Source organism: Arthrobacter sp. Helios, from assembly GCF_023167125.1.
In the GTDB taxonomy this organism is placed as follows: domain Bacteria; phylum Actinomycetota; class Actinomycetes; order Actinomycetales; family Micrococcaceae; genus Arthrobacter_B; species Arthrobacter_B luteolus.
Window position 1 is genome coordinate 257,744 of record NZ_CP095402.1, and the last position, 15,054, is coordinate 272,797.

Annotated in this window: 11 protein-coding genes; 7 read left to right on the top strand and 4 right to left on the bottom strand. The window is 58.9% G+C overall.

What is annotated here, in order from left to right; all coding sequences use genetic code 11:
- Window positions 1-56 precede the first annotated feature (56 nt).
- The 4 genes from ArtHe_RS01155 to ArtHe_RS01170 are packed head-to-tail and all read left to right on the top strand — an operon-like array spanning window position 57 to window position 7,390.
- Complete coding sequence (locus ArtHe_RS01155) at window positions 57-1,514, top strand: ATP-binding protein (RefSeq protein WP_248318376.1); 1,458 nt, start codon at window positions 57-59, stop codon at window positions 1,512-1,514.
- Entirely contained in the window at window positions 1,501-4,317 is a 2,817-nt protein-coding gene (locus ArtHe_RS01160) for a Z1 domain-containing protein (protein ID WP_248318377.1), read from the top strand. Before ArtHe_RS01155 ends, ArtHe_RS01160 begins: the two co-directional genes overlap by 14 nt.
- An 11-nt stretch (window positions 4,318-4,328) precedes the next feature.
- Window positions 4,329-5,297, top strand: a complete 969-nt coding sequence (locus tag ArtHe_RS01165) for a PD-(D/E)XK motif protein (RefSeq protein WP_248318378.1) — start codon at window positions 4,329-4,331, stop codon at window positions 5,295-5,297.
- A complete protein-coding gene (locus tag ArtHe_RS01170) occupies window positions 5,294-7,390 on the top strand; it encodes an AIPR family protein (RefSeq protein ID WP_248318379.1) in 2,097 nt (698 codons plus the stop codon). Before ArtHe_RS01165 ends, ArtHe_RS01170 begins: the two co-directional genes overlap by 4 nt.
- Before the next feature lie 613 nt (window positions 7,391-8,003).
- Here ArtHe_RS01170 and ArtHe_RS01175 read toward each other — a convergent pair.
- From ArtHe_RS01175 to ArtHe_RS01190, 4 genes are all read right to left on the bottom strand, one after another.
- A complete protein-coding gene (locus ArtHe_RS01175; protein ID WP_248318380.1) occupies window positions 8,004-8,255 on the bottom strand; it encodes a type II toxin-antitoxin system prevent-host-death family antitoxin in 252 nt (83 codons plus the stop codon).
- Between the two features lie 807 nt (window positions 8,256-9,062).
- Window positions 9,063-9,524: a hypothetical protein gene (locus ArtHe_RS01180; protein ID WP_248318381.1), complete on the bottom strand. Its 462-nt coding sequence runs from the start codon at window positions 9,522-9,524 to the stop codon at window positions 9,063-9,065.
- Entirely contained in the window at window positions 9,521-10,033 is a 513-nt protein-coding gene (locus ArtHe_RS01185; RefSeq protein ID WP_248318382.1) for a hypothetical protein, read from the bottom strand. Before ArtHe_RS01185 ends, ArtHe_RS01180 begins: the two co-directional genes overlap by 4 nt.
- 192 nt (window positions 10,034-10,225) lie before the next feature.
- Window positions 10,226-11,284 carry a hypothetical protein gene (locus ArtHe_RS01190; protein WP_248318383.1) on the bottom strand — a complete coding sequence of 353 codons (1,059 nt, stop codon included), beginning with the start codon at window positions 11,282-11,284 and terminating at the stop codon, window positions 10,226-10,228.
- Between the two features lie 1,217 nt (window positions 11,285-12,501).
- Between ArtHe_RS01190 and ArtHe_RS01195 the strand changes: the two genes are divergently transcribed.
- The 3 genes from ArtHe_RS01195 to ArtHe_RS01205 all read left to right on the top strand — a co-directional run bounded on the left by ArtHe_RS01195 (window position 12,502) and on the right by ArtHe_RS01205 (window position 15,053).
- A complete protein-coding gene (locus ArtHe_RS01195) occupies window positions 12,502-12,936 on the top strand; it encodes a hypothetical protein (protein WP_248318384.1) in 435 nt (144 codons plus the stop codon).
- Window positions 12,937-13,287: 351 nt separating this feature from the next.
- Complete coding sequence (locus ArtHe_RS01200) at window positions 13,288-14,016, top strand: GntR family transcriptional regulator (protein ID WP_248318385.1); 729 nt, start codon at window positions 13,288-13,290, stop codon at window positions 14,014-14,016.
- Window positions 14,017-14,054: 38 nt separating this feature from the next.
- Window positions 14,055-15,053, top strand: a complete 999-nt coding sequence (locus tag ArtHe_RS01205; RefSeq protein WP_248318386.1) for an ABC transporter substrate-binding protein — start codon at window positions 14,055-14,057, stop codon at window positions 15,051-15,053.
- Window position 15,054 lies beyond the last annotated feature (1 nt).

A 15,054-nucleotide genomic window follows, 5' to 3' on the forward strand; every position in this document is an offset into this window, starting at 1 on the left:
TCGAAACGTCGGTGTCATCTCGTATATGAGGCGGCCGAACAGCCAGGGGGGGCGAAATGGAGTCAGAGCTAATAACGCCGAGCGTAAACCTGCTCGAATCCATGCGTTCAGTTGGCTACTCGACTGAGGCCGCTGTAGCTGATCTCATCGACAACTGCATCACCGCAGAAGCGCGTCACATCGTCGTCGACGCCGACGTCGTTCATGGTAACTTTCTGGCAGTCCTCGACGACGGTCGTGGCATGACCGCGGAGGTGGCCCGCGAAGCACTAAGGCTAGCCGGCTCGCCCGGTGATCGCGAAGAAACGGATCTCGGGCGTTTCGGCCTCGGGCTCAAGACCGCTTCGCTGTCGCAGGCACGGTGCCTTACGGTCGTTACGAAATGTGCCGGCATGGTTACGGCATTACGATGGGACATCGACTTCGTTCGCGATTCGGGTCAGTGGCTCCTCATTGTGCTGGATGAAAGAGACCTTGCTGATCTCCCGCTCTGGGAGGACTTCGACGCGCAGCCAGCCGGAACTCTTGTGGTGTGGAACGAACTGGACCTATTACTCGGTGACACGAGTGAACCTGGAGTCTTTCTAGCGGAGCGCCTGAGTGGCGTCCGCTCCCATCTCGCCCTCGTCTTCCATCGGTTCCTATCCGACAGACGTAAACGGCTCAGCATTATGGTCAATGGAATCGCTCTCAGGCCAATCGACCCGTTTCTATCGGACAACCCGAAGACCCAACGAACCAACCCCGAGACTATTCAAATCGGAAGCTCCGCGGTGCGTGTTGAAGCCTTTACCATGCCACATCCGTCGGGTCTTAGCGCAAAGGAAAAGCTGCGATCAGACTTCGGTGACGGCATGCGGGAAGCCCAGGGGTTCTACGTCTATCGAAACCGCCGACTCATTTCGCACGGGCATTGGTATGGCCTGGCACGAATGAACGAGTTGTCGAAGCAGACCCGCGTTCAGGTAGACGTCCCAACGTCGCTCGATGCACTTTGGCAACTCGACATCAAGAAGTCTCGGGCTGAGCCCCCACAGTCGTTCAAGTTGCGACTCCGACAACTCATTGAGCCGATCCTCAACCGGGGGCATAGAGTCCATACCTTTCGAGGGAGGCGAGCGAACACTGAGGTCGAGCACGTCTGGACGAAACTGAAGACACGCGACGGCTTCGGCTATGAGGTGAACCTCGAAAGTCCGCTCGTAGAGTCCGTCCTGTCTCGACTTCAGGCCGACGACGCCGAACGGGTAGTCGGCCTGCTGCAGACCATCGCGAGCACCTTCCCGGTCATGGACGCCTATGTCGAGGTGGCCACAAATGTCCCCTCAGTCACCAAGAAGCCCGAGCGTGAGGCCATCATCGCGAGTCTTCGGGACATCCGACGATCAGAGCTGTTCAGCACGGACCCCGATATTGCCGTGACGCAACTCGCCGGTGTCGAGCCATTCAACAGCCTCGACGACCTGAGCACCCTCATCAATCTCGTCTGGAAGGACGCCGATGTCGCTGAATAACCGTCAAACCGATTTCAAGGGGTACCTCAAGGAGCAGTTATTCAATAGGGTCCGTCCGCTGACATTCGATGAACTGGAGTTGAAAGCTTCAGGGTTCGCCTCCTTGCTGTTCGAAGATCTCAGCGCGATCGAGATCGGCGAAGTCCTCCAGGAGTTGACCTTGGAGAACGCCGTCGAGATGGCCCTAGGTGACTCAATCGTCGACCCGAAGACCTTCAAAACCTGGATAGCCCAGCGCCGGGATGAAGTCGAGACACCGCGTTGGAACGCTTACAAGAAACTGCTTATCAGCCGCGACTGGGAGGCGAACGTCATCAACACGCTCGACTCGCAGACCGACGACGTAGTCGAACTGCTGGGCGATCCGACGCAGGGCGACGGTACATGGCCCCGACGCGGCCTTCTTATGGGTGAGGTGCAGTCCGGAAAGACCGCGACCTACCTCGGCATCCTCAACAAGGCGCTCGACTACGGCTACCGCGTTATCGTCGTCATCGGCGGACACACCGAGAGCTTGCGGCAGCAGACACAGACGAGATTCGACACCGACCTGCTTGGGATTGACTCCGAAACGTGGGAAGACGGCATCAGCAACGCCGCCATCCGGTATGTCGGCGTCGGTGAGACTTCCGGTCTCCGCGCCCACTTGATGACGACGGTTCGACACGACTTCTCCAAGTCAAAGCGCGGTTCCAGCATCACCTGGGTTGACGGCGGACTCCCGACGGTATTCATCACCAAGAAGACCCCCTCACTCCTGGAAAACATTCGGACCTATATCAAGAGCCAGGCGCCAGGCGGCCGGCTGGACATCCCCCTCATCGTCGTGGACGACGAATCCGACTGGGGAAGCCCGAACACGCGCGACAAGGCAGACCCGACGAGCGTCAACAAGGCCATCCGCGCACTCCTAGACGTCTCGACACGGAGTTCGTACCTGGCAATTACGGCCACCCCATTTGCCAACATCTTCATCGATGACAGGGCAGCGTTCGAGTTCGTCGAGAAGCCGAGGCATGGAGAGCCGGTAGCCGACGGGCCCGGGACCGTGCTCAACGACCTGTTCCCGAGCGACTACATCCGGGTCATGTTCCCGCCGACCACGTACCGCGGAATCGGGACGTACTTCCCTGAAGGCGGCCACACGGCGATAAATACAGAGGTCAACGACTGTCTCGCAATCATTCCGATCAAGCACAAGAATCACCACCCCGTCACCGCGCTCCCCGCGTCGATGGAGACCGCCATGACCGAGTTCCTTCTGGGGACGGCCGTGCGCCGCATCCGCGACCAGAGGGTCAAGGCCGCGTCGATGCTCATCAACGTTTCTAGGTTCAAGAGCGTGGAGCGCGAGGTTTCGAAACTGGCAGAAGAGTTTGTCCGGCGGACAGTCGACCTGATCCTCGGCGAGTTTGCCCGGCAGGCCACGGCCAGAAGCGTCGGAGCCAAGACGATCGAGGACGTGTGGAATGTGCGATTCGCCAACGTGACTGACGTTGCGTGGGATCAAGTGGCGGAGAAACTTGTCGAAATCGCCCCGGAGTTCAGGATAGACCTCATCAACGGGGACACCGCGAAGGAGCGCGCGACGCGCCGGAAACTCATGACCGTCGCCGAGCGGGAAGCCGACGACCTCGTTCCGAAGATCGTGGTCGGCGGCGACATCCTCTCGCGCGGTCTCACCCTTGACGGCCTCCAGGTGAGTTATTTCGTCCGGGAACCCCGCACCATGGACACGCTCATGCAGATGGGGCGCTGGTTCGGTTACCGCCCCCACTTCGATGACCTCGTGCGCATCTGGATGCCGGAGGGGACCCGCGCGGATTTTGAACATTCCGCCGAAGTCACCGACGAACTGCGAGAAACGCTCATCGATATGAGGGCCCGTGAGCTTACGCCGAGGGACTTCGGGTTGCGGGTGCTAACCCATCCCGACAGTGTCGATATTGTCGCGGCTAACAAGGGACGCGACACCCAGTTCGTCGAGATTGGACCGACCGTCTGGCAGGACAAACTCGCGGAGTCCTACGACCTCACCGGCGACCCCGATGTTGACCAGACCAATCAAGCAGCCGTCGAAGAACTGATCGCCCGGCTCGGCATTACCGAATCGGTGAAAACTAACAAGGAGTTCGATTCCTGGCAGAACGTTCCCCTCGACGCAGTGCAGGAATTTTTCCGAGCCTTTCAGGGCGACCGCCGTAGCCAGTGGTTCGGTCGGGGCGCCGACGGGACACTATCAATCACGGATGCCTTCAAAATTGCGCCCGGAAGCGACTGCTGGAGTGTCGTGCTGGTGAATAGCGGCGAAGGAGAGCCTCATCAGTTCGGCAAGGACTTCGAAGTCAAAATGAGCGTCCGAAACAAGATGGGGCGTAGCCGCTTGGACGGGCACATCCGGGTCGACCGTCGGCGCGTATCCTCCGCTGGCGACCTCATCGGTTCGCTCCTCAAATCGGAGCGAGAAGCGATGGAGGCACAGCCGCGCATCACGAGGGACGGGCGACAAATGTCATCGCAGGCGTGGACACTCTCTTGGATCAGCCACCCGATCCTGATGATCTACGCCGTCACTGCGGAAAAACCGACGGCCCCTGAGGACTCCTCCGATCTCGCGCAGGTTGAAACAGGTCTGACGCGGATCGCGGTGGCGATTGCATTCCCTAAGATGACCCAGGAAGAGATCGAGGACGCGACGCGCGACTCGAAGACCTACCAAGTCAACCAGGTCTACTGGCGTGCCTACAACGGCTTCGTTGAAGACCAAGGTGACGACGAAGTCGACGAGGACGATCTCTTATGAAGACGCCTCTCATGGAGCCGATCTTCGAGCAGGTGCTCGCTGCTGCGAGCGGTCGCATGATCGTCATCAGCCAGGCACCTTTCCTGTTCGCTGCGGTCAATGACAATGGCCGGGCCGCCCTATTCGTCCGCGTCTCGCTCACCCCGTCACAGGTCGTCAGCGACGGCCAGGGTTTCTCAGTGAAGACCACACGTAGCGGAAACAACGACTATGTCCAGATCACGGCCGCTGACCGGGGCCTACCACCCCTATTTCTGAAACTGGTCGAGTACGTCCTCGATCGAGTGTCCGCGTCGACGTCGGTCGAGGAGGGCGCCGAGGTGCTGATCCGCTCGATCGAGGAGTATCGGCGCTTCGTCGGTCAGCGGCGCGGTCGCCTTTCTGAAGCCCTAGTGCGCGGCACCTTCGCGGAACTTCTGTTCCTGCGGGCAATCATCACCGCGGGCATGAGCGTCGAGAATGCCGTGACGGCCTGGCGGGGGCCCTGGGCCAAGGCGGGACTAGGCGTGCATGACTTTACGTTCGCCAATGGGCGGGGGATCGAGGTGAAGTCGACTCACCAGCCGCCCGACACAATACGCGTGTCGTCCCCAAGCCAACTCGTACCCTCAGGTCAACCGCTCGATCTCCTCGTGCTGCCAGTAGAAGAAGCGCCGGATGGCTCCGCCGCGGCGATTCCTTTCCGCGCGTACGTGCAAGAAACCGGCGAAGTCGTCGCGGCTTCAGGCCCGGGTGCCGCGGACAAGTGGGATAAAGCATTGGAAGCTTTAGCTCTTGACCTCTCCGACGAGTGGTACGACAAGTACCGTTTCCTTCCCGGTGAATGGCGACGGTTTGAAGTGAAGCAGGGATTCCCGCACCTCGACATCCCATCCCTTCCCGCCGGGATGATCGATGTCCACTACTCCCTCGAGCTGCTGAGGCTGACTCCCTTCGCGGCCCCGTTCAGCGAACTTCTCAGGGAGATGGAATTGCCGTGAGCATCGAAGTCGATGACCTTCGCAACGAGATTAAGGTCGAGGCCGTCGCCGGCGACGGTGCCTTCCAGATCGAGGCGTTCGCCGCGGTATTCGCCCGAAGGCTGGAAGATGCGGAAGCCACCGCGAACCTCAATGTCGAGCCCCTTCGCTGCAACGGACCGCGAAGGAAGCGTCTCGAACTGCTTGGATACGCAGAGAGTCCAATCGAGCAGTCCCTCGTAATTCTTGCCGGACGGTACTTCGGCAGGGACGCGGCGCTCACCATGACCGATGCCAAGGACGCTATCGGACGCGCGACCGGATTCATCGAGGCCGCGGTCGACGGCTGGCTGACCACGAACCTGGAGATGTCGTCGCGCGAATGGGAGTACGCCGATTACTTCTCGAAGCAGATCGCTAGCGACAAGATCGCCAGGATCCGGGTCATCCTCATCACCGATGGCGTGATGAGTGATCGGATTCGCACGATTGAGAGTGGCACTGTAGCTGGCCTGAAGACAACCTACGAGATCTGGGACCAGCGGCGAATCGTGGACGCCGCTCTTCCCGAGCGAGGCAGCGAAGACATCCATGTTGACTTCACGAAGTGGCTGTCCGATGGCCTTCCCTGCCTGGTCGCGCCCAGCAGCGACGAGGCTACCCGGACCTACCTTGCGGTCATCCCGGCGCGGGTCCTTGCGGACGTTTTCGAAGAATATGGCAGCCTGCTCCTGGAATCGAATGTCCGAACTTTCTTGAGCGCACGGGGCCAGGTGAACCGCGGCATCCAGAGCACCCTGGCGCAGGAGCCAGCACGATTCTTGTCGTACAACAACGGGCTGACAACGACAGCGACGGAGGTGGAACTCGGTCGCTCGCCGGATGGGACGACGATCCGCAGCCTCGACCGCTGGCAGATCGTGAACGGCGGCCAAACGACCGCCTCGATCGCACACTTCCTGCGAAACAACAAGAACAAAGACATCGATGAGGTTTCTATCCAGATGAAACTCGTCACGGTCAGCGAATCCGACTCGGCAACAGTGGTGCAGGCAGTCGCTAAGTACGCGAACAGCCAGAACAGGGTTAGCGCAGCCGACCTATTCTCCACGCATGAGTTCCACATCCGCATGGAACAAATCAGCCGGCGCCTCAAGGCACCAGCCAGAGAGGGGCAGCAGTACCAGAGCGGTTGGTTCTATGAACGCGCGCGAGGGCAGTGGGAGAACGCACGTACTGCGCGCGGATCGGCTAGCGAACAGGCGAAATTCGAGTTGGAGTACCCGAAACCGCAGCGGATCACGAAGACCGACTGGGCGAAGTACGATTACTGCTGGAATCAGCATCCTGAGCTCGTCAGCAAGGGTGCCCAGTCAGTCTTCGCCGACTATGCGACGAAGGTCGATGCGCAGTGGACCAAGGACGGTGGCAAGGGTGCGGATGTTTATGGAGACGGCTACTTCTGCACAAGCATCGGCAAGGCGATCATGTACGAGACACTACGTTCCGCGGTGCTCAAGCAGGACTGGTACAGGGCGGCTCCGGGCTATCTTGCGAACATAGTTGCTTATGCAATCTCTCGCTTCGCCTTACAGATCGGAGTCCAGTTTGGCGGGGCCAGATATGATTTCGGCCGAGTATGGCACCGCCAGGCAATCAGCGACTCAACACTTGCGGCGCTCATCGAGATCGCGTACGCGGCCCAGCAACACCTCACCGATCCGAATCGCCTCCAGGCGAACGTGACCCAGTGGGCGAAGCAGCAGGCGTGTTGGGAAGGATTCAAGAAGGTCGGCATTCGACTCGAAGGTGGCGTGGGGAACGACCTAGTCACCGCCGACGAAGCACGGGGGCAAGCCATCGACGACCGCAAGCAACGCGCGATGGACACTGGCTTGGAGGCCGTCCAGCGGGTCCTCTCTGTTAAGGCGGACGTGTGGGAGACGGTGTACAGCTCAACGACCCAGGTGCCGATCTCTCCCACTGAAAAGAGCCTTGTGCAGATGTTCGGCCTGCGGAGCGGCAAGGTGCCCTCAGATCGTCAGGCAGCAGTCCTCTTGCGGCTACTGCATCGCATGGCCGAGAACGGGGTCTTCAGTCGTGACGCATACTAACGGCTTGTAGCTCTCAGATATGCCATTGAGGCGGTGGTCATCGTTTAGGGTGTACCGGACAAACCGAGTTGCGCTGGCAGAAGCCCGTCATAGTCATTCACTATCGTCATTCCCACTGTCGTCCTGGACTACCGTTAGTCTCTGGTGTCGAGGGCGGCCAGTACCTGTCTGGTCTCGTCCTGGTGATTGGCATTTCCAGGCTAGTAATTTTATTCGAGTTTGCAGGATTGAGCATGGGGCAGGGGGCCGACTATGAAACGGTTTGCACTCATGGGGACACTCTGAGCTGTGCGGAGGGCTCCGCTTGCCCCGAATGGACACAACTGATAAAGGGGTCCTTGTTGCGACCTAGAAATTCCCCGTCCCACCCTGCGCTATGCCTCATATCAGCTGGGCCTCGGACAACGCATACGGCCCAGAACCGGGATCGGAACTGGAGATTGTTATCCCGTTCGGTGACGGACGTCTGTAATTAGCACGGGAATGGACTGAGCTGGGAATCCTTGCACTATTTGAGGAGCTCGCCCGGTCTGGGGCACAAAGGGTGCCCGCAAGGCCCGAACTGCAGGAACCGCCGTGCATTTCGGGAGGGTACCCAGACGGGCTGCAACGCCTAGAGCAGCTTGTTGTCTGGGGTGACGCCGGGGTCACGCGGCAGGAGTGACTGCAGGGCGGACAACAGACGCTGGGCGTTGACAGGTGAACTCAGCAAGTAACCTGTCTTAACCAGCGCCTCGTACTCGTCCTTCGACACCAATACCGCGGACCCTCGCTCGGAAACGCTCTCCACCTTGGACCGTTCAAGGTTGACCCGCTCTATGAGGAACTCAAGGTCCCGCGGTGCTGCGGTAACCGTGATGGCCACGCGTGCTTCTTTCTAGGCAGAAAAACTGTGCCTTCACCCCGCTGGATACTTTTGTTGCCCCGCTACCGTAACTGGAGACTACGCCCGGAACCCAGTTCAAGCACCGAGAGTGCCGAGCACCCTGGAGGGTCAGAGGCGCAAACTGGGATAGGTTGGGAGCAAAATGTCCCTCCGCGAGTTCGAAGACGTATCTCCACTCGCTCTGTCAGGCCATGTGGATGAGTTGGCGGGAATGGAAGCGTGTTCAGCAGGCATTTCTCCTGGGGCTGGGTTTGCTCGTTTGGCGTCCTGTTCATCGCCGAAGGTTTTCAAAGGTCACATCCGCGAACCTTGAAGCACACATCGTAATGTCGGTTATGGTGGGGATGTTCAACGAGGCGAGTTCGCCCCCAGCCCTCAATCGGCGATTCGTTGCAACGAAGCATTCGGCAAGCGCCATCAGCGCAACTGTGCCATCCCACTGTGGCGGCCGTCGGTTAGCTTCCCACGCTGAAGCAGCACCAACCCACGTAACTTTGTCTGGTGTAACGAGCTGAATACGAGCATATTCGAGCCCACACTTGCATCCATCAGGTTGTCAGACGACCGCAATCGGAGCGTTGCCGGAATTGTGCGAACTCCTTCCAACCCTGATGACCTTGCCGTCCTGAGAGACCTCGTGCAGTCTGCCACGGTGCCAATGTAACCACTGCGTCATGGAAACTAACATTCATGACGAAACTTCAATGGCTGCGTCAGCCGACGACATCGCGTGGCTTATCGCAGCCCTGCTGAACGAGCGTTCCGTGATTCTCCGAGTTGCATGGGCTACAAAGCTACGGATCGCGCATTATCAGCGTCAGCAGCCGAACCTTCTTCAAAAGGGTCGCCCGTTTTAACGATTCTCTCCTGGGGGCTGAGAGGTTTTGGGGTCTCTTCGTCCACCCGAAAGGTTTCCGGTTGTTCAACGTACTTAGGACCAGTGAGCAGCTTATTGAAGCCTGAGAAGTCCGGCCCCTGGCCGCCTATATTGACCCGGCGGGTGCGGAACGTCTGCGCGAGAGTAATCTTTTCAGCGACATCCACAGCCACCACGGTTATCTTGATTCGTTTGAAACCCCCGAGAGGTTCACCAGTGTCGGGATCTTTGATCCCGACACTGCTGGTGTCAAGAATGTTGAAGTACATGCCCTTGCGTACCCCATGTGAGGACCCTCGGTTTAGGATGACCTCACGGTCACTGATGACTTCAGCAACCTTTCCGGTAATCGGATCGTCTTCCTTGCTCATCGTTCAGTTCCTTCCGCAAGTTCCTTAAATCTCCGTTGAGCTGCCTGGCGTTTCTGAACCACTCTGTCAACGACCCCGGGTGATATCGCGTCCCAGTCATCGACCGATCTCGCGAATCGCTCGTCCTGTTGGACCATGGCTTGCTGGGCAGCGATGAGGCGAAAGCTAGCCTCGACATCCTTGACCGACGGCACGGCGGTCGTCACTTCATTCTGTGCACGCTCAAACTCACTCTTCATATCAAGCAGCAGTTCGACGGCCGTGTCGGCGGTCTTAGAATAATTCACAGCCTTGGGCTCGGGTGCAAAGAGCAAACCGATGCCGGCACCCGCTAGCGTGGAGCCCACCCCGAATAGCCAGGAAGGCCATGAGCATAGCTGCTCGAGCCATCCCAAGAGAGCGATGGCGGCTACGAGACCTATGCCCCATACGAATTTTGCCCCAAATGGAATTCTGCTCTTTTTGAAGTAGATCCCAGGTTTATCATCCGAGGTTCCCGATTCCGCCATCTGCGTATCATCTCATATACGAATATCTATCCCTGGCTCTCGCACTGTCACGTACTCGGACAGCATGGTTACGTCTGGGGCATCGCTGACCGCGTCTAACAAAATCTGGCCGCTCACTCTCTGTGGGCACGGCCTGATTTACGGCAGCAGGAACCTTCGATGGTTATCGTCAACATCCTGCGCCCAGAAAGCCTACATGGTCTGCCAGCGGAGATCCGTCGGTGGGCATCGTAGAGCGGGTAGGTGGTTAGCACCGTGGGGCGCTTCGGATTCAGACTCGACCCCGGGCAAACGTTGGATAGGACCCCATGCCCGCCACCAGGTCCGAAGCCTGTCAACTGCATCTATCCGATCAATCTTTTGTCGCGGCGTTGGGCCGCTGACTTTCGCCAAGGACGCCGAAAGCTCACTAACAGCTTTAGAAACCGCCTCGATTCTAAGGCGCGCACCCACTGGAATTTCTTCGATGGATTGATTCACGGCTAGCTCGACTAATGCTACTCGTTTAGAAAACAACTCCAAATTCGCCGCATCCCAGTGCGCCGGAGTGCTGTCCAATGCGTCCAGGAGTTCGTCTGTTGCTATCCAAGCAATGGACCGTACTGCAGTGGACATGTCTTCTGCCACACGGCGCGCACTGAAGTTTGCTGGGAGGAACGTGCTCAGAGGATTCACCGTAAAAGAGATTAGTGATAGATGCCAAACTGGATACGTCCGCGACAGTGCACTTGCACTTACCGAGATAACAGGAGGGCTGGCAATGGGTGTGTATATCTCGAAGTGAGTAACGTCTGGGAGTAGGACGTGACCAGCAACCAGAGCTTGAAGGCAGGGATTGATTTGATGGACCTTGACCGACTCAAATGTGGTCGTCGCAACTTTGGCATTGAAGTCACTCTTGATAACTTTCAGTCCATTCGTTCCAAATAATGCTTCAACCCGGCGCCATGATGCAAGGCGGCCTACATCGTTAGGTTTAGGTCCCCCGAGCCCAGGAATGATACTCAAAGCGTTGTAGCAGGCGATTGCCGCTCCGCTTCCCCTGTCGAAGGCATCGACACGAATGGTCGCTTCAAAGACATCTTCGAAAGAAACAGAACCGCCTTCTGTAGTGAACGAATCATTCATACCATCCCACACGAGACCTTCGTGCGCCTCACCATTTCTTACGTCGGTTAGGAGAGCTCTTGTTGCGAACCAAGATATCCAACCTTCATCCGAGATCAAGACATCGCGCAGCTGCGAGAGCATCGGTGGCGGTTTCCACTCTCCAGTTCCGAGGCAATGGTAGATCCATCCATACTGGCGGGCCGGTCCCTCAACCAGTCTCTTGTAGGCCTCAGCGACACGGAGGGCCGTCATCTCCCGGCCGTGGGCACGTGAAGTGATGTCTGCGATGGCCAGGTTCACCCTTGCTCGACCTTGGCGCAGTGCTGGGTCTCTCGCCTTGATGTGCTGCAACGCTGCGTCTCGCACCTCACTATCCGCCGCGGTCAGCCGCCGGAAAAGGGCGTCTAGAGCGCAGTAAGCGGCGATCTCATCCTCAGCGCTTTGGATCATTCCGACCATGTATATCATTACGAGCGGATCGGTTACAGGTGGCATTCCAAGGGACGCCATGTGAATTACTAGCTTTTTGGTCAGTTCAGCATTGTTCAAATAGTACGCAGAGAACACCCGTGAAGGACTGAATTCTCCGTCTTGGTTTCGGCAGTCATCGGAACCTACTCCGAAGGTGCGTGCCAGAGGTTCCCCGGAAGTGGCCTGCAGGTCCTGCGACAGCCAATTCACCCCAGGCAAAAGTCAAATAATCCGGAAATTCTGGTACGGGGTGTCGTTCATCAATGCTGGCCGCCAGCGTACGGAGAAACCGGTCAACTGTTAGTGCTAGAAGCTGAGCGCAAGATTTATCGAAATACTCGAATGGGCGCAACGCATAGAGAACAGATATTATTCTCGCGCGGGCCTCGACCAAATCCACCATCCAGATGCGTATCGCAGCGAAATCGTCGACCCCTTGGGGGTAGCTTCGTACCAGATCTTGAAAATCAGAAACAATTTGCGTAAGGTTGCGTCTATATCTGTTCCAAGTTTTCTCGCGCACAGGCAATGTATGGCAGTCCCGGAAATTAAGGGGGACCCGCATTGTATCTCGAAGTATCTCGCTCAGTGTCCGACGAGCGGACTCGGGCAGGTTCTTGGCTAGAACCACATCTGTGAGCACGCTCTTCCTTTTGCAGTAAACGATATGCGGACACACCAGGGTACACGTTGATTCATCGCATGTTGCCAATGTCCGCTCGACTTGGGTGCCTGTTTGGCAGAGTCGCGAGAGCGTAGAGCTGAAGATCGTAAGGACATTAACCTGGAGGCTTCCCCACCTATCGGTGCTGAGCTCGGAAAGTGGCCCTCGGCAGACCAGCAAACCATGCGTTTGAACGTTTGGTTTGTATCTTAGGACCATGACAGTGGAACAAATTCTCCTATCATTCGTATCGATACTTACGGGAGCCTTCGCCCTGGGGGGAACCTGGCTGGGGTCTCGTCTTGGGAGAACGAACGAGCACAAGCAATGGTTGCGGAACCAAAGGCAGGCTGCCTACTCCGAGATGATGGGAGCGTTTGAGACTCTCTACTTAGAGACAGGGAAGCCAACAATTGACAGCAGATCCCTCCAAGAGAACCTGTTCGATCTAGCGGTAAAGCAGGGCCGGATCTCCATAATCGGCCGGGCCGAGATTACCGAGATGAGCGAGCAGCTAGTTGATGAGACGTGGGTCATGGTTCAGGCGGCGCGAGACGTTGGCCCTGATGCAGACGCACGGTACGTCCTCCGAGACAAAGCTAAAGGTACCGCTCGTGAGCTGGTAGCCGCTCTTCGCAACGACATAAAAACTGCCTAAGTAACGCTTGTGTCTCAAGGGTTCTAACAACTTCTTCCTAGACCGAGACGTAGGGGTCGCGGCGGCTGTCAGCACACCACAGAAGAGATTCGCCAATTCTTTGCCAATGACGTCGGCTTGGACAAAGCAAAAGGCCGCGGTCCCCCTTGATCAACAAGGGAACCGGGGCCTTCTCATTTGGCGGTAACAGTGGGATTTGAGCCCCTCGTACTTTCCTGGTGGAGTTGCCACACCACCAGGCGGCCCCTTTTTCCATCGAGCGGAATATCGCCGTCCTTCCTGTTATTTGGATGTCTGGAGTCTTGTATCCCTGAGATATATCTGTAGCATCTCTGTCATGCAGGTCACACAATGACGCCCGCCGACAACGTCCTCCCGCTGCCCACGGGCTCCGAGCCGGGCAGCCCCGCGGCCGGCAGCACCAAGGACACCACCCCGTCCCAGCCCGAACGGATCCGCAGCATGATCCGGAGGCAGATCATCCGCGCCGAACTACGGCCGGGGCAGATCTTCACCGAGCCGGACCTCGCCCGCGAATACGGCGTCTCCAAGACGCCAGTCCGCGAGGCATTGCAGATGCTCACCGTCGAAGGCCTGGTTAACGTCCTGCCGCGCAAGGGCTACATGGTGCGCAGCCTCAGCTTCCATGATGTTCGCGAAGTCATGGACCTGCGCCTGATCCTTGAACCCCCGCTGGCCGCCGCGGCAGCCCGCAACGTCACCGCTGACCTGGTCACGGACCTGCGCAGGCTTGTCGAAGACCAGTTCCGCGACGGCAACACCCTCGAAGACCGGCTCGCCGCCGCGCGCGACTTCCATGTGACCTGCTCCCAGGCCTCCCGCAACACCAGGGCCGCAGCGGTGGACCGCAGCCTGACCGACGAAGTCATGCGGTTCTACCACCTCATGCCGACCGCCCGCGACCACTTCGCCTCCGCCGAAGAACAAGCCGCCCACGAAGCCATCTTCGACGCCGTCGCCACCGGCAACGCCGAAGCCGCGCAGGAACTCATGCACAACCACCTGCTCGAATCCAACGCCGCCATGATCCGCACCTTCTACAACGCCGGACCGCTCTAACGGCTCCAAAACAGCACACCGACCCGAAAGGCAACGCAATGAAGCGTCCACTCAAAACCCTCGGTACCGCCACGCTGCTCACCTCCGCCCTGTTCCTAGCCGGCTGCGGCGGCGAAGGAACAGTAAACGACGGCGCCGCCGGGGGAGAGGGGCCGGTCAAGGTCGGCATCTCCCAGCTCATGGACATCGACGCCCTCAACGCCACCCGCGAAGGCTTCATCAAGGGCATGACCGAAAACGGCTACGTCGAAGGCGAGGACATCGAGTACGACTACCAGAACGCGCAGGGCGACCAGGCCACCGCCACCCAGATCGCCGCTGGCTTCGCGACGTCGGACTACGACCTCGTCTTCGCCATCGCGACCCCGGCCGCCCAGACCGTGGCCCAGGCGGTCGGCAACATTCCCGTGGTGTTCTCCGCCGTCACCGAACCCGTGGAAGCCGGCATCGTGGAGTCCTGGGACGCCCCCGGCGCCAACGTCACCGGCACCAGCAACCTCGGCCCGGTGGAGGAGCAGATCGGGCTGATCAAGGAACTTGCCCCCGACGCCAAGACCATCGGCGTCGTCTACTCCTCCGGCGAGGTCAACTCCCAGGTGCAGGTGGACCTGGCCCGCGAGGCGGCGAAGAAGCTCGGCATGGAACTCAAGGAAGCCTCCGTCGCGAGCACCGCCGAGGTCCAGCAGGCCGCCCAGTCCCTCGACGTCGACGCGTTCTACGTCCCCACCGACTCGCACGTGGTCTCCGCGATCGACAGCGTGGTGGAAGCCGCCGAAACCCAGCAGGTGCCACTCGTCGTCGGCGACAGCGCCACGGTGAAAGCCGGCGGGGCCGCCACCTACGGCCTGGACTACGAACAGCTCGGCTACCAGACCGCGCTGATGGCGATCAAGATCCTCGAGGGCGAAGACCCCGCCACCATGCCGGTGGAAAAGCAGACCGAATCGCTGCTGGTGATCAGCAAGGGCGCCGCGGAACGGATGGGCGTCACCATCCCGCAGGAACTGCTCGACACCGCCGACACGGTTATTGAATAAA

What these genes read in the sequence shown, in the direction of transcription:
- ArtHe_RS01155 (WP_248318376.1), top strand. Translation starts at nt 57, where the DNA reads ATGGAGTCAGAGCTAATAACGCCGAGCGTAAACCTGCTCGAATCCATG.
- ArtHe_RS01160 (WP_248318377.1), top strand. Translation starts at nt 1,501, where the DNA reads ATGTCGCTGAATAACCGTCAAACCGATTTCAAGGGGTACCTCAAGGAG.
- ArtHe_RS01165 (WP_248318378.1), top strand. Translation starts at nt 4,329, where the DNA reads ATGGAGCCGATCTTCGAGCAGGTGCTCGCTGCTGCGAGCGGTCGCATG.
- ArtHe_RS01180 (WP_248318381.1), bottom strand. Translation starts at nt 9,524, where the DNA reads ATGAGCAAGGAAGACGATCCGATTACCGGAAAGGTTGCTGAAGTCATC.
- ArtHe_RS01185 (WP_248318382.1), bottom strand. Translation starts at nt 10,033, where the DNA reads ATGGCGGAATCGGGAACCTCGGATGATAAACCTGGGATCTACTTCAAA.
- ArtHe_RS01190 (WP_248318383.1), bottom strand. Translation starts at nt 11,284, where the DNA reads ATGCTCTCGCAGCTGCGCGATGTCTTGATCTCGGATGAAGGTTGGATA.
- ArtHe_RS01200 (WP_248318385.1), top strand. Translation starts at nt 13,288, where the DNA reads ATGACGCCCGCCGACAACGTCCTCCCGCTGCCCACGGGCTCCGAGCCG.
- ArtHe_RS01205 (WP_248318386.1), top strand. Translation starts at nt 14,055, where the DNA reads ATGAAGCGTCCACTCAAAACCCTCGGTACCGCCACGCTGCTCACCTCC.